Annotated in this window: 10 protein-coding genes; 6 read left to right on the forward strand and 4 right to left on the reverse strand. The window is 65.3% G+C overall.

What is annotated here, in order from left to right; all coding sequences use genetic code 11:
- Positions 1–76: 76 nt before the first annotated feature.
- Positions 77–1765, reverse strand: a complete 1689-nt coding sequence (gene pqiB / locus NFH98_RS09030) for an intermembrane transport protein PqiB (protein ID WP_108133774.1) — start codon at positions 1763–1765, stop codon at positions 77–79.
- Entirely contained in the window at positions 1762–3201 is a 1440-nt protein-coding gene (locus tag NFH98_RS09035) for a PqiA/YebS family transporter subunit (RefSeq protein WP_071211148.1), read from the reverse strand. The genes pqiB and NFH98_RS09035 overlap by 4 nt, the downstream gene beginning before the upstream one ends.
- A gap of 170 nt (positions 3202–3371) precedes the next feature.
- On the opposite strand from NFH98_RS09035, the gene NFH98_RS09040 reads away from it, so the two are divergent.
- The 6 genes from NFH98_RS09040 (at position 3372) to NFH98_RS09065 (ending at position 11704) form a co-directional block, all read left to right on the forward strand.
- On the forward strand, positions 3372–4361 hold the full coding sequence (locus NFH98_RS09040; RefSeq protein WP_108133773.1) for a calcium/sodium antiporter: 990 nt from the start codon (positions 3372–3374) through the stop codon (positions 4359–4361).
- Positions 4362–4667: 306 nt separating this feature from the next.
- Complete coding sequence (locus NFH98_RS09045; RefSeq protein WP_108133772.1) at positions 4668–6077, forward strand: cytochrome ubiquinol oxidase subunit I; 1410 nt, start codon at positions 4668–4670, stop codon at positions 6075–6077.
- A gap of 4 nt (positions 6078–6081) precedes the next feature.
- Entirely contained in the window at positions 6082–7080 is a 999-nt protein-coding gene (gene cydB, locus NFH98_RS09050) for a cytochrome d ubiquinol oxidase subunit II (protein WP_108133771.1), read from the forward strand.
- 130 nt (positions 7081–7210) lie between these two features.
- Entirely contained in the window at positions 7211–8875 is a 1665-nt protein-coding gene (gene cydD, locus NFH98_RS09055; RefSeq protein ID WP_260425379.1) for a thiol reductant ABC exporter subunit CydD, read from the forward strand.
- Entirely contained in the window at positions 8859–10661 is a 1803-nt protein-coding gene (gene cydC, locus NFH98_RS09060) for a thiol reductant ABC exporter subunit CydC (RefSeq protein WP_124804687.1), read from the forward strand. The genes cydD and cydC overlap by 17 nt, the downstream gene beginning before the upstream one ends.
- Before the next feature lie 47 nt (positions 10662–10708).
- Positions 10709–11704: an adenosine deaminase gene (locus NFH98_RS09065; protein WP_124804688.1), complete on the forward strand. Its 996-nt coding sequence runs from the start codon at positions 10709–10711 to the stop codon at positions 11702–11704.
- 316 nt (positions 11705–12020) lie between these two features.
- On the opposite strand, the gene NFH98_RS09070 is transcribed toward NFH98_RS09065, so the two are convergent.
- Together NFH98_RS09070 and trhO are read right to left on the reverse strand one after the other, a co-directional pair.
- Positions 12021–12983 (reverse strand): cytochrome-c peroxidase, encoded by a 963-nt coding sequence (locus NFH98_RS09070; protein ID WP_124804689.1) that lies wholly within the window; start codon positions 12981–12983, stop codon positions 12021–12023.
- A gap of 648 nt (positions 12984–13631) precedes the next feature.
- Positions 13632–14678, reverse strand: a complete 1047-nt coding sequence (trhO, locus tag NFH98_RS09075; protein ID WP_124804690.1) for an oxygen-dependent tRNA uridine(34) hydroxylase TrhO — start codon at positions 14676–14678, stop codon at positions 13632–13634.
- Positions 14679–14805: the final 127 nt, after the last annotated feature.

Genomic DNA, 14805 nt, shown 5'->3' on the forward strand with positions numbered 1-14805 from the left:
CTCCTTTCCGGTGAGGTCAGTGTTGTCGATGCTTCCGTCTATCCCGCCCGAGTCCGCAGACTCGGGCGGGAGGCGATCAGCGCGGTGCCCGCGGGATCGGGTCCTCGGTCTGGATGCTGTCGAACAGCAGCGCGCGGGGATCGTCGCTGATCTTGCGAGCGGCCGGCTGCAGGTCACGCACCAGACGTTCGACCTCGTTCAGGGTGCGGGTCAGGTCCTGGTAGACGCTGGATTCCGGCGACAGCCCGTCGAGGGTGCGGCGCAGCTCGACCAGGGTCTGGTTGAGGTTGCCGGGCAAGCCCTGGGTCTCGGGGTTGTCGAGCAGACTGTTCATGCTCTGCACCAGTGAGCGGGCCTGAGTCAGCATCGCCTCTGAGACCTGAAGGTTGCGGTCGAGTCCCGACAGGATAGGCTCGATCTCGAGGCGGTTGAGCTTGTCGAGCAGGGCGGTGACCTGGGCCTGGATCTGGGCAAGGCCAGCCGAGGCGGTGGGGAACACCGGGCGGTCGGCGAAGGTCTCGGCCAGATACTGGCCCTGCAGCTCTTCGTCGATCTTGAGGTCGACGAACAGCGCCCCGGTCAACAGGCTGCCGCTCTTGAGGGTCGCGCGCAGGCCACGCTCGAACAGCCGGTCGAAGCGCTCACGCCACTCCTGCAGATCCAGCTCATTGGCGCCGATGCCCAGACGCTGGGGTTCGATGCGGATCAGCACCGGGATGGCCAGCTTGTCGCGGTTTTCCGGCTGGGGCGAGGTGAAGTTCCAGGGGACGGCTGCCACGGTACCGATGCGCACGCCACGGAATTCCACCGGGGCTCCGCGGGACAGGCCGCGTACCGTATCTTCGTTGAGCAGCACGTACTCGAGATAGCGATTGAAGGTACCCTGGCGGGCGGCCTCCTCATCGGCATAGAGTTCGTAGGAGGCGTCCTCTTCCGCCTCCTTGCCGGCGGGAACATCGTCGGGCACGCCAAAGGTGACGCCGCCGCCGAGCAGCGCTTCCAGCGACTCGACCTGCACCTGAAAACCGTCGGAACCGAAGCGCACGTCGATGCCGCTGGTGGCCCAGAAGCGGGTGTTCTCGGTGACCAGGGTGTCGTAGGGGCTCTCGATGAAGATGCGGTGGTGCATGCTCTGGGTGGAGACATCGAAGTCGGCCTCCTCGACCCGTCCGACGCTGACCCCCTGGAAGGTGACGGCGTCGCCGACGCTGAGCGAGTTGCCGACCTGGCTGACCAGGTTGAGGCGCAGCCCCTGGGCGCCAGGTGGTGCCACCGGAGGCTGGTCGCTGACGTCGAATTCACGGGCATCCACCTCGCTCTGACCCGGCTCGAGCTGGATATAGGCACCGGAGAGAACGGTGCCGAGTCCGCTGATACCCTCGCGCCCGATGCGCGGCTTGACCACCCAGAAATGGGTGTCCTCGACCAGCATCTTCTCGGCCTGGGGTTCCATCTGAGCGGTGATCTCGACGCCGGAGAGATCGTCGCTGAGTGCTACCGAGGTGACCTTGCCGACCTCCACGTTACGGGTCTTGATCAACGTCTTGCCGGCCTCGATGCCGTCGGCGGATGGCAGGTGCAGCGCGATCTGGGGGCCGCGGCTGGCGTAGTTGTCGTAGACCAGCCAGGCGCCGATCAGCAGTGCCACAAAGGGCACGATCCACACCGGCGACAGCCGTTTCTGCTGGGTCGGCGCGGCGCGGTGCATGTCCTTGCTGGACGGCGCTGGCGGGTTGTCGGGGTGGCGCTTATCGGCGTCACTCATGGTGTGCTTCCTTGTTCATCCGGCGCAGTGCGATGGGGTGAAGGGGCGGCGTCGGACGCCAGGCCCGAGTGGTCGCCGTGCAACCCGTCATTATCCGGGGAGTCCATCGGGTTGCAGGGATCCTCGCTGCCGTCCCACAGCAGGCGAGGCTCAAAACTCATGGCCGCCAGCATGGTGATGATCACCACGCCACCGAAGGCCAGCGCAGCGGGGCCAGGATCGATCGACATCAGCGCACCGGCGCGGATCAGGGCCACCAGGATGGCTACCACGAAGACGTCGACCATCGACCAGCGTCCGATCAGTTCGGTCAATCGGTAGAGCCGCGCTCGCACCACCGAGCGCATGCCCGGTGCCCGCGGCGCCACCAGGCACAGCCAGACCAGCGCCAGCAGCTTACCGATGGGCACGATGACGCTGGCCACGAAGATCACCAGCGCCACCGGCCAGGAACCGTGGCTGACCAGGTAGATGACACCGCCGATGATGGTCTGCGGGTCGGAGCTGCCTAGGCTGGTGGTGTACATGATGGGATAGACATTGGCGGGGATATAGAGCACTGCGGCGGTGAACAGCAGCGCCCAGGTGGTCTGCAGGCTGCGCGGCCGGCGGGCGTGCAGCTTCTCGCTGCAGCGCACGCAACGGCCATGGCCCTCGCTGTCCAGGCAGTTGATCAGCCCGCAGGTGGGGCAGCCGGTGAGCCCCTGGGAAGCCGCGGTCTCGCCGGTGCGCGTGCCCTCCGGTGCCAGCGGCTCGCCGCTGAGCGAGAACCACAGCCAGTCCTTGTCCAGTGACAGGGTCGTCGCCAGCAGCAGGATGGCGTAGGCGATAAAGGCCCAGAACGACGGTCCGAGGGAAATTTCGGCAAGTCCTGCCACCTTGATCAGCGCCACCATGGTGCCGACGATAAAGACGTCGGCCATCAGCCATGGCGCGATGTGGGAAAGTCCACGGGCCAGGGTGCGGCTATAGGGCAGACGGCGGGGCAGCATCAGGCTGATCTGCAGCCACACCACCGTCAGCAGATAGATCGCCGGCAACACGATGATCGACATCAGCACCACCATGGCGACGATGGGCTGGTGGTGCTCGAGCATCTGGGTGGCGGTCTGGGCCACTTCTATTTCGTTGCCGACGCCACGCGTACTGAAGCCGATAAACGGAAAGGACAGGGCCAGCGCCAATGCCACCAGCGATGCCAGCGACAGCGCCAGGCTGCGCTGGGCGGGGAAGGCATGACGCTTGACCAGGTCGTGACCACAGCGGACACAGTCCGCTTCTTCACCGGGACGCAGCGGCGGCAGCGCCATGATCCAGTCGCACTCGTGACAGGCACGCAGGCGCCGGCGCGACCTGATGCGCACCTCGGGGGGAGGATGCTGGGTGACGGAGGCGTTGCGGATCCGTTCCAGGGGGCCACGTACGGGGGTCGTCACAGTGGTAGGGGGACTCCGGTCTTGAAAGAGGGTTCTGTTCGTCTGCATTTCGTCGCGAATCAGGCGCTGATGGCTTAACAAGCTGATCCTGCGAATTAAATAGTGTGGCACGTTGACGTGGGTGACACCATAGACAAAGATGCGACCGATATCATGGGTGAGGAGTTGACATGTTGCTTCCCGTTTTGGCGGTTCTGGGTGGCCTGGTGGTGCTGGTGTGGAGCGCCGAACGCTTTGTCGAGGGCGCCGCGGCCACCGCTGCGCGGCTGGGACTGTCGCCCTTGCTGGTGGGCATGCTGGTGATCGGCTTCGGCACCTCGGCACCGGAATTGACGGTGTCGGCGCTGTCTGCGGCACAGGGCAACCCGGGGCTGGCACTCGGTAACGCCTATGGCTCGAATATCGCCAACATCGGCCTGATCCTGGGGCTGGTGGCGCTGATCTCCCCGCTGGCGGTGCATTCATCGGTGATTCGGCGCGAATTGCCGGTGCTCGGTGCCGCCACCCTGGTGTCGGCGTTGATGATGTGGGGCGGGCTTATCTCCCGGCTGGAGGGCGCGCTGCTGCTGCTGGCGCTGCTGGTGTTCATGGTCGCAAGCGTGATCCAGAGCCGGCGCGAGGAAGCCGCCGCCAGGGCGGACGCCCTGGCCACCGATACCGTGCAGGAACTCGATGCTCATCCCATGTCGCTGGGCAAGGGCATCTTCCTTACCGTGCTGGGCCTGGCCCTGCTGGTCGTCAGTTCCCGGCTGCTGGTGTGGGGCGCGGTGGATATCGCCCAGGGACTCGGGGTGTCCGACGTCATCATCGGGCTGACCGTGGTCGCCATCGGCACATCGCTGCCGGAACTGGCCTCGTCCATCAGTGCCCTGCGTCGCAAGGAGCATGATCTGGTGCTGGGCAACGTGGTCGGCTCCAACCTGTTCAACACCCTGGGGGTGGTGGGGCTGGCCGCCGTCATCGCGCCGATCGAGGCCGGGCGTGAGGTGCTGATGCGAGACTGGTCACTGATGACCGCCATGACCCTGATGATGGCGGTGTTCGCGTTGGGCTGGAAGGGCCGGGCGGGGCGCATCAATCGGTTCGAGGGTGGCGTCCTGGTTGCCGTCTACCTGGCCTACACCGCCTATCTGGTATCGCTGGTGCTGGGGCAGTCCTGACCTGACACCTGGCTACGTTCCCTTGTCACGGCAAAGGCAAGGGAGGTGGGCTGACAAGCGGGTAGGTGATCGGCCATGGGTGCGTGCGACAATTGGCCATGGGACAGAGGCCTGCGGGACCTCTATGCTGAGGGCAAGCGGGATCGAAGATGCATGATTGTGCATAGATAGATTGCCAGGCTAGCCGAGCAAGGCTGCGCTCTATCGACTCGATTCCGCTCGGGTTCGATGCTGTCCTGCCAGGGTCGGGTTGTGTTCCCGAGGCAGGGCGGTGCCGTCGGTCATCCCTGCCTCGAGGAGTCGCTCATGGAACTGGATCCCGTGCTTCTGTCACGTATACAGTTCGCCTTCGTCGTATCCTTCCACGCCATCTTCCCCGTCTTTACCATAGGGCTGGCGTCCTATGTCGCTGTCCTGCATGGACTCTTCTACAAGACCGGCAATCCCGCCTGGGATCGACTGGCCGCCTTCTGGGTCAAGGTCTTCGCCGTGGTCTTCGGCATGGGCGTGGTCTCCGGGATCGTCATGGCCTTCCAGTTCGGAACCAACTGGAGCAACTTCAGTCAGGCGACGTCCAATTTCCTCGGCCCCATGCTGAGCTATGAAGTGGTCACCGCCTTCTTCCTGGAAGCCGGCTTCCTCGGGGTGTTGCTGTTTGGACGTGGCAAGGTGGCCGAGGGGGTTCACCTGTTCGCCGCCATCATGGTCGCGGTGGGCACCTTCATCTCGGCCTTCTGGATCCTGTCCACCAATAGCTGGATGCAGACCCCCGCCGGGGTGGAAATGATCGACGGCCACTTCAGCGTCACCAGTTGGGGCGAGGCCATGTTCAATGCCTCCTTCCCTTATCGCTTTGCCCACATGGCGCTGGCTTCCTTCCTGACCGGCGGCTTCGTGGTGGCCGGCGTCAGCGCCTGGTATCTGCTGATCGGTCGCGACGTCGAGGCCAACCGCAAGGCCCTGTCCATGTGCATGTGGCTGTTGCTGGTGCTGGCGCCGGTACAGGCGGTGGTCGGCGACGCCCATGGTCTCAATACGCTTGAGCATCAGCCGACCAAGGTGGCGGCGATGGAGGCCAACTGGGAGACCCAGTCCGGGGTGCCCCTGCTGCTGTTCGCCTGGCCGGACAAGGAGGCCCAGGAAAATCACTTCGAGATCGGCATTCCGCGCCTGGCCAGCCTGATCCTGACCCATGACCTGGACGGCGAGGTACCCGGGCTCAAGGAGGTCCCGGTAGAGGAGCAACCACCGGTGTGGTTCGTGTTCTGGTCATTCCGCGCCATGGTCGGCATGGGCATGCTGATGATCGCTGTGGCCTTCACCGGCCTGTGGTTGCGCCGTGGCGGTCGCCTGTACAAGAGCCGCCCCTTCCTGCAGACGCTGAGACTCATGAGCGTGGCGCCCTTTATCGCGGTGCTGGGTGGCTGGTTTGTCACCGAAGCGGGCCGCGCGCCCTGGCTGGTGTACGGCATGATGACCCAGGCCGAGGGGGTGACGCCGTCGCTCAGTGGCTGGATGGTGCTCGCTACCCTGATCGGCTATGTGCTGGTCTACGCGGTGGTGTTCCTGACCGGGGGCTACTACCTCACCCGGGTGGTGCGCCAGGGCATGCTGGCCGAGGAGCCCCACGACGACGAGGTCGAGACGGCCAAGCGACCGCTGTCCGCCGCCCACGCCACCCTCGAGGCCGACGCCGGCCGCCAGTTCGGGAGTTGATGACATGGAATTGATCAACCTTTCTGCCATCTGGGCCCTGATCATCGGGTTCGGCGTGATGATGTACATCCTGATGGATGGCTTCGATCTCGGGGTGGGTATCCTCTACCCCTTCGCCCCGGACGAGCACGCCCGGGATGTGATGATGAACTCGGTAGCGCCGATATGGGACGGTAACGAGACCTGGCTGGTGCTCGGCGGGGCGGGACTTCTGGCGGCCTTTCCGCTGGTCTACACCATCCTGCTGCCGGCGCTCTATCTTGGGGTCTTCCTGATGTTGGCCGGCCTGATCTTCCGTGGCATCGCCTTCGAGTTCCGCTTCAAGTCGGTTCGTAATCGTCACTGGTGGAACCGCGCCTTCTGCTGGGGCTCGATGGTCGCCACCTTCTGTCAGGGGGTCGTGGTCGGCGCCTACATCGAGGGCTTCGAGGTCGCCAACAATGTCTACGTGGGCGGTCCTTTCGACTGGCTGACGCCTTTCACCGTGATCACTGGCCTTGCACTGATGGCGGGCTATGCGCTGCTGGGGGCGACCTGGACGATTTTGAAGTCCGAGGGGCAGGTGCAGGAATGGGCCTACCGCATCACGCCCAGGCTGCTGGGACTGGTGCTGGCGGGCTTTGCCGTGATCAGTATCTGGACGCCGTTCGTCGACGACTTCGTGCGTGAGCGCTGGTTCGGCCACCTGACACTGTTCTGGGTGTTCCCGGCACTGGCGTTGCTGTGCGCCGCCATGGTGTGGCGTTCGGTGGCCCGTCGCCGTGAGGGCCAGCCGTTCGTGGCTACCCTGGGACTGTTCTTCTTCACCTACCTGGGGCTGGTGGCCAGCAAGTGGCCCTACCTGATCCCGCCGGACATCACCCTGTGGGATGCCGCCTCGGCTCCGGAGAGCCAGCTGTTTCTGCTGCTCGGGGTGCTGTTCGTGATCCCGGTGGTACTGGGCTACACCGCCTGGTCCTACTGGGTGTTCCGCGGCAAGGTAAGAGGGGGCGGCTATCACTAAGTCGTCTGGTGCTGAGTCGTCTCGTCCTGAGTCGTCTCGTTCTGAGTCGTCTCGTTCTGAGTCGTCTCGCGGCGAGGCCACCAGGGCGCGGCTGTGGCTCGACCAGCACACCGGGGCTCAGCGTCGTCCGCTGACCCTGGCCGCGGCCTTCGCGGTGCTGGCAGGACTCGCGGGTGTGGTCCAATGGGTACTGCTGGCCAAGGTGCTGGTACTGGCGATCGAGGGTGAGCGTTCCCTGAGCCAGCTATGGCCCTGGCTTGTCTCTCTACTGGGGTTTCTGGCGCTGCGTGCCGGGGCTGGCTTTGCTCAGGAGTGTCTGGCCCAGCGAGCCAGCCAGCGCCTTCGCCGCGCGGTACGCCACGAGTTGCTCGAGCATCTGTTTGCGCTGGGACCGGTGCGTGCTGGTCGCCATCACAGTGCCGGGCTGGCCCATCGCCTTGTCGAGCAGGTCGAGGCACTGGACGGCTACACCTCACGTTTCTGGGTGCAACTTCGGGTGGTGATGGTGGTGCCGCTGGTCATCTTCGCCATCATCGCCTGGCACAACTGGCTGGCGGCGCTGCTGCTGGCGATCACCGCGCCGCTGATTCCCTTGTTCATGGCGCTGGTGGGCATGGGCGCCGAATCGCTCAATCGCGACCAGTTCGCGGCGGTGACGCGACTGTCCGGGCACTTCGTCGATCGGGTGCGGGGCATCGCCACCATTCGACTGTTCGGTGCCGGCGACAGGGTCACCGACGAGGTTGCCCAGGTCGCCGACGACTATCGCCGGCGCACCCTGAAGCCCTTGCGACTGGCCTTTCTGTCATCGGCGGTGCTCGAATTCTTCTCCTCGGTGGCGATTGCGGCGCTGGCCATCTACATCGGCTTTGGCCTGCTCGGGGACCTGCCGCTGGAGGTGGCCGATTCGCTGACGCTGGCCAGTGGCCTGACCATCCTGCTGCTGGCCCCGGAGTTCTTTCAGCCGCTGCGCACACTGTCCCAGCACTACCACGACCGTGCCTCGGCGCTGGCCGCCGCCCAGGCCCTGACGGAACTGCTCGATGAACCCGTCGATCCGTCGCGAGTGTCGCCCGTCTCGGCGCCTGGCACCGCCGAAAGTCCCGCTTCTTCAGTGTTGTCCGGTGGCCAGCTTGCGCGGCTCGAAGGCGCCTGCCTGGATCACCCTGGGCGTGGCCGCGTGCTGGGTCCGCTGGACTTCCGGGTGGACACCGGTGAAGTGGTGGTGATCAGCGGCCCATCGGGTGCCGGCAAGTCGAGCCTGCTGGCGATGCTGGCGGGGTTTGTCGGGCCTGGCGAGGGGACGCGCCAATCGGCACCGGGCATCGCCTTTGCCTGGATGGACCAGCGCCCGCTGCTGATCCAGGGCAGCCTCGCCGACAATCTTCGCCTGACGGCACCGAACGCTGGTGATGACGACCTGCGTACAGCGCTCGAGCAGGCGGGGCTTGGGACGCTGGTCGCGGCTCTGCCCGAGGGACTCGATACCCGGATCGGCGAAAATGGCCTGGGCCTGTCCGGCGGGCAGGCCCAGCGCCTGGCGCTGGCTCGGGTGTTCCTGAGTGATGCCGCGCTGGTGCTGCTGGACGAGCCGACGGCGAGTCTGGATCGAGAGACCGAAGCGGTACTGATCCGCGGCTTTCGGCGTCTGGCCGGCCAGGGCCGGGCGCTGGTCATCGCCAGCCACCACCCGGCCATCCTGGCGATGGGGGACCGGCGTGTGGAGCTGCTCGATGGGCGAGTCACCGCGAGTGGAAGGGAACAGCAAGAGGTGGCCGATGGCGTTGTCGACTGAGCGCACGGATACGGGATTCGCTGCGGCGATTGCCAGTCTGCGTCCGTGGATCGAGGTGCATGCGTCGTTTCGTCGGCGCCTGGTGCTTGGCGTGGTGCTGATGGTGCTGACCGCGCTGTCGGCGCTGGGGCTGCTGGCGGTGTCGGGCTGGTTCATCACCGCCAGCGCGCTGACCGGCGCGGCCTTGGCCGCGGGTATGGCGGCTACCCTGGACGTCTACACCCCCGGGGCGGGCATTCGTCTGTTTGCGGTGTCCCGTACCGTGTCACGCTACGTCGAACGCCTCTACAACCACGACACCATCCTGCGACTGCTGGCACGCCTGAGGGCGCGCTGCTTCTCGGGCCTGGTGGTGATGGACGGCGCCAGCCTCGGGGCAAGGCGATCCGGCGACTGGCTCAACCGTCTGACCGCCGATATCGATACCCTGGACGCGCTTTACCTGCGGCTGCTGGCGCCGGCGGCGATGGCGCTGGTGCTGGGGGCGGCGCTGGTAGCGTTGGTGGCGGTGTGGCTGCCCCAGGCCGCGCTGGTGCTGGGTGTCTTGCTGCTGTTCGGCTGGAGCTGGCTGACCCTCGGACAGGCCCGCCTGGGCCTGGCGGCCTGTCGTCGCCGCGTCGCCGGGCTGGAGCGACTGCGCTCAGCCATGATCGAAACCCTTGGCGGTCTGAGTGAACTCGAATCCTACGGCGCATTGGCGCGCCGCCGTGGCGAGCTTGAAGCCCTCGAGGACGAGCTGCTGGCGGCCCAGTGGCGACTGTCACTGATCACCGGGTTTGGCAATGTTCTGACGACGCTGGTGATGGGGGGCGCCTGGTGGCTTGTATTGATCGGTGGCCTCGCCGCCTTCGGCAGCGGCCAGTTGGGCGCCGCCGTGCTGGTGATGTTGCCGTTGGCCTCGCTGGCCCTGGCCGAGGGGTTGGCAAGCCTGCCCGCCGCCTTCACCCAGGCCGGCGCGAGTCTCGCCGCCGCCGAGCGGCTCAACGCTATCGACCAGCAGCGTGCAGCGCCAGTACAAGCCTCAGACACCACCCGAGCTGTTGCAGTGCACGCTGCGCCTCGAAGCGGGACCGCCGAGTGTGGAGGGCTGGAGGTCTGTGCTACGTCGCTGAGTTTTCGTTATCCGCAGGCGCTCGATCAGGCGCTGTCGCCCCTGAGCTTCCGGCTGGCGCCGGGGGAGAGGGCCGCGATCTGTGGCCCCTCAGGCAGTGGCAAGTCGACGCTGCTGGCGCTGCTTGCCGGGGAGTTGCGGGGCTACCAGGGTCGCTTGACCCTGAACGGCCAGGCGGTGGAAGCCCTCGACACGCAGTGGTTGAGCAGCCAAGTGGGCTGTCTGACCCAGCGGGTGGAGCTGTTTGACGCAAGCCTTGCCGAGAATCTGCGTCTGGGCGCCCCCGAGGCGAGCCCGGAGCGGCTGTGGCAGGCGCTTTCTGCGGTAGACCTGGCCGACTGGGCGCAGGGTCTGCCCGCTGGGCTCGAGACACGCGTGGGGGAAGGGGGACGACAGCTTTCCGGCGGCCAGGCGCGACGTCTGGGCCTGGCGCGTCTGTGGCTGACCGATCCCGCCCTGGTGGTGCTCGATGAGCCTTATGCCTCGCTGGATGCGGCCACCGCGCAGCGGGTGGCCGAGGGCATCGGCCCCTGGTTGGCCGCACGCACGGTGCTGATGCTGGTGCACCATCATGATCCCGACTCGCCGTCGCCCGGCATGGAGCACATCCCCAGGGTCATCGACATGGCGGCCGGTACGCCATGGCAAGCCGGGGGCGAATGCGTCACCATGTGAACGACGACACCTGATTTCTACGGTTCGATGCCACAGGGCCAGACACCATGACCGACGACTTTCTGACCCGCCTGCCCAAGGCGGAACTGCATCTGCACATCGAGGGTACGCTGGAGCCGGAGCTGATGTTTGCGCTGGCCGAGCGTAACGGGGTCAGCCTGCCTTACGCCGATATCGAGGCGGCCCGACAGGCTTACGACTTCAGCGACCTGGAGTCCTTTCTCGATCTTTACTATCAGGGCATGAGCGTGCTGGTCCGCGCCCGGGACTTCGAGGACCTGGCGATGGACTACTTCCGGCGCGCCGCCGCCGAGGGAGTGGTGCATATCGAGATGCACGTGGACCCCCAGGCCCACCTGTCCCGTGGCGTGGCGCTGTCCGAGGTGATGGAAGGCCTGACGGCCGCTTGTGCCAAGGCCCGCTCCGAGCTGGATATTTCCACCGCCATGATCCTCGCCTTTCTGCGTGATCAGCCCGCCGCCGATGCCATGCAGCTGCTCGAGGACAGCACGCCCTGGCATGACCACTTCAGTGCCGTGGGGCTGGACAGCGCTGAGCGAGGCAATCCGCCGAGCAAGTTCCAGGAGGTCTTTGCCCGGGCGCGGGAGCTGGGCCTCGAGCGCGTGGCCCACGCAGGTGAGGAGGGGCCACCGAGCTATATCCGCGAGGCGCTGGATGAGCTTCAGGTGTGTCGCATCGACCATGGCGTAAGGGCGATCGAGGACGTCGAGCTGATGGAGCGGCTGGCCGACGAAGGCACCGTGCTGACGGTGTGTCCGCTGTCCAATGTGCGCCTGAAAGTGGTGGAACGGCTCGAAGATCATGGCCTGCCGACGCTGATCGACGCAGGACTGGTGGTAACCATCAACTCCGATGACCCGGCCTACTTCGGCGGTGGCATGCGCGACAACTTCGCCGCCTGTCAGCGGGCCTTCGGCTGGTCCAACGAGACCCTCAAGTGGCTGGCCGGCAACGCCATCGAGGCTGCCTTCATGGATGAGGAGAGGAGGCAGGCGCTGAGACAGCGGCTGGTGGAATCCTAGGGCTTGTCTGAAAACTGCCTGCGCTCGGTAATACGGCGTTAAAAATCGGATCAACATGCTCATTTACACCCCGTAAACTGCGCTTTCTCACCGATTTTTGCCTTGTCTAACCATCACTCGTCGACTTTTCCGACAGCGCCTAGGCCTTGCCGTAAAAGTGCCTGCATTCGCCGACGTTTCAGACAGTGCCTGACGCCGGGACTGGCACGTCAAGCGCCGCCTTGCCCCTTGTCGGGGGAGGCGGCGCTGGCGTTTGCAGGGGGCTATTGGTGATAGTACCGGGTCAGGCCTGGCCCGGGGCTGGATCAGGACTGGATCAGGGCAGAGCAGGTACCGTGACCACTGGCTGCTCTCCTGTCAGGGCATGCAGGAAGCTGACCAGCCGTTCGACGGTCGCTTCATCAAGCTCCCGCTTGAGCATCTGCTCGCCCATGATGGGCACGACGTCTTCAAGCGTCTCGGCTGAGCCGTCGTGAAAGTAGGGGTAGGTCAGGGCGACATTGCGCAGTGACGCCGTCCTGAAGGCCTGTCGATCGCTTTCCTCGTTGGTGACCGCGAAGCGCCCGAGATCATCTGATCCCGGCACCTGGATCGGGTGGAACAGGCTGTCGCTGAAGTTGGCGCCGCGGTGACAGCTGATGCACCCGACGTCCACGAAGTCCTTCATGCCGGCCTTCTGCTGATCGGTCAGGGCAGCCTCGTCACCGAGCAGGTAGCGATCGAGCGGAGCATTCGGCGTATTCAGCGTGCGCTCGAAGCTGGCGATGGCGTCGGCCAGGTTGCCGGAGGACAGCGGGGCCTCGTCGGCGGGAAATGCCGTCTGGAAGTGATCGGAATATCCGTCGACGGCGGAAAGGCGGGCAAGGGCGCCGTCCAGATCGTGGGCCATCTCGATGCTGTTCTGGATAGGACCCAACGCCTGGCCTTCCAGGTCGGGTTCGCGACCATCCCAGAATTGTGAGCCAAGAAAGCCCGAGTTGAGCACGGTGGGGGAGTTGCGTTCGCCTGTCTGGCCATCGTGGCCGACCGCCGTCGGCAGTCGATCCGTCCACGCCAGGGCCGGGTTGTGACAGGAAGCGCAGCTGATGTTGCTGCTCTTTGACAGCCGGGGTTCGAAGAACAGCATCTTGCCAAGCGCTACCTTCTCAGCGGTGAGGCTGTTGTCGGCGGGGATGGGGGGAAGCGAAGGTAGCGGGGTGAAATACTGCCGATAGTCCTGTTGCTCGGCGGATTCGGCGCTGGATTTTGTTGCCGCTGGATACTGGGAGGCGACGGCCATGCTGCAGGCCAGAAAAGTGCCGGTTAAAAGAGTGCCGGTCAAAAAAGTGCCAGTCAATAAAGCGCAGGCAAGAGCAGGGGGACGGTTGCTGGGCCAAGGTCGCATCATGTATTCCCTTCGTTGCGTCACGGTATGCCGTCTGGGCGGGCGACCTGGGGCTGCCGTTTTTCGGCGAACGGCATGGGGTAAACCAGTATCGGCACAGGTCGACGACGAATCCCGATGCTCAAGGCGTGCTTGTTGTCACCAGATGGCACTGAGGCTTGCCCGCGCTGGTGTTAGTAATAGGTGATCCTGTGTGGGCTGCGGCCGCTTTTCGGGCAACGGGCGGTGTGGAAGATTGCTGAGGCATGTTGTCGAAGCGAAAGCGTCGGAATTTGAGGCGTTTTCGGCGTGATCGCCGACCGAGGCGAGGAAGAGGTTGAACAGGCCCAGGCCGTTTCTTTCAGTACACTTGGGGGCGCTTCGGCGCGCCCTTCGCTACCGGCGAAGCCCTCGGTGACACGCAAAAGAGGCGCCCGTCTCTGGTAAAAATCCCAGGGCGCCTCTTTTTTGGTCTGGCGGTTGGTCTGGCAGGTGTTGTGGCTGGAGGGCCGGCGTGCATGAGCCGGCATGCATCAACGGGCGTGCAACACCAGAAGCCGTGTATCAGCCTTGTTGGCGATTGGCCTCGCGCGCCGCTTCCCTGGCGCGTCGCTTGGCCTCGCGACGCTCTTCCATGCGTGCCACCGCGTCGGCACCCAGGTGGGCCTCGCCGCGCTCCCGGGCGAGGCGCATCTGGCGCTCACGCTCGGCGAAGCGGGCCTTCTGCTCGTCGCTCAGGCGGTCGTAGCAGCGCGGGCAACAGACGCCTTTTTCATAGTACTCGCTCTGCTTGTCCTGCTCGGTGATCGGCATGCGGCAGGCGTGACACTGGTCATAGCGTCCCGGCTTGAGGTCATGGTCGACGGTGACCCTGTCGTCGAACACGAAGCACTCGCCACGCCACAGGGTCTTGTCCTTCGGTACGTCCTCCAGGTACTTCAGGATGCCGCCCTTGAGGTGGTAGACGTCCTCGAATCCCTGCTCCTTGAGGTAGGCGGTGGACTTCTCGCAACGGATGCCGCCGGTACAGAACATCGCCACCTTCTTGTGGCGACTCGGGTCCAGGGTCTTCTTCACGTACTCGGGGAAGTCGCGAAAGGCGCTGGTGGCCGGATTGACCGCGCCCTCGAAGGTGCCTACCTCGACCTCGTAGTCGTTGCGGGTGTCGATCAGCAGAACCTCGGGGTCCTGGATCAGCTCGTTCCAGTCCTTGGGGTCCACGTAGGTGCCGACGGTATGGCGCGGGTCGATGCCCTCGACGCCCATGGTCACGATCTCGCGCTTGAGCTTGACCTTGGTACGCATGAAGGGCGCACGTCGGGTCAGCGACTCCTTGGTGTCGAGCTCGGCCAGGCGCGGGTCGGCGCGCAGCCAGGCGAGCACCGCGTCGATGCCCTGGCGGGTGCCGGCGACGGTGCCATTGATGCCTTCACGGGCCAGCAGCAGGGTGCCGCGCACCTGATGCTCGAGCAGGGTGTCGAGCAGCGGCTCGCGCAGCGCCTTGTAGTCGTCGAGGGTGACGAACTTGTACAGCGCGCACACCACCAGGGTGTCTGGACCAGAAGTGGCGGTTTCGGTGGCTGTGTCAGGGGATGAAGTATCGTGACTCATGGTTGTCCTCGTGCGAGCCGGAGCGTAAATCCGGAGCAGCGTTGGCAGCGTGTGGTATTCAAGGCGCGCATTCTAGCGCACTCGCCGAGGAATTTCCCGGCCAGCCATCCACCCCATGCAAGCGCCG

The organism is Halomonas sp. H33-56 (assembly GCF_040147035.1).
In the GTDB taxonomy this organism is placed as follows: Bacteria; Pseudomonadota; Gammaproteobacteria; order Pseudomonadales; family Halomonadaceae; genus Halomonas; species Halomonas litopenaei.

What these genes read in the sequence shown, in the direction of transcription:
- pqiB (WP_108133774.1), bottom strand. Translation starts at nt 1,765, where the DNA reads ATGAGTGACGCCGATAAGCGCCACCCCGACAACCCGCCAGCGCCGTCC.
- NFH98_RS09040 (WP_108133773.1), top strand. Translation starts at nt 3,372, where the DNA reads ATGTTGCTTCCCGTTTTGGCGGTTCTGGGTGGCCTGGTGGTGCTGGTG.
- NFH98_RS09045 (WP_108133772.1), top strand. Translation starts at nt 4,668, where the DNA reads ATGGAACTGGATCCCGTGCTTCTGTCACGTATACAGTTCGCCTTCGTC.
- cydB (WP_108133771.1), top strand. Translation starts at nt 6,082, where the DNA reads ATGGAATTGATCAACCTTTCTGCCATCTGGGCCCTGATCATCGGGTTC.
- cydC (WP_124804687.1), top strand. Translation starts at nt 8,859, where the DNA reads ATGGCGTTGTCGACTGAGCGCACGGATACGGGATTCGCTGCGGCGATT.
- NFH98_RS09065 (WP_124804688.1), top strand. Translation starts at nt 10,709, where the DNA reads ATGACCGACGACTTTCTGACCCGCCTGCCCAAGGCGGAACTGCATCTG.
- NFH98_RS09070 (WP_124804689.1), bottom strand. Translation starts at nt 12,983, where the DNA reads ATGGCCGTCGCCTCCCAGTATCCAGCGGCAACAAAATCCAGCGCCGAA.
- trhO (WP_124804690.1), bottom strand. Translation starts at nt 14,678, where the DNA reads ATGAGTCACGATACTTCATCCCCTGACACAGCCACCGAAACCGCCACT.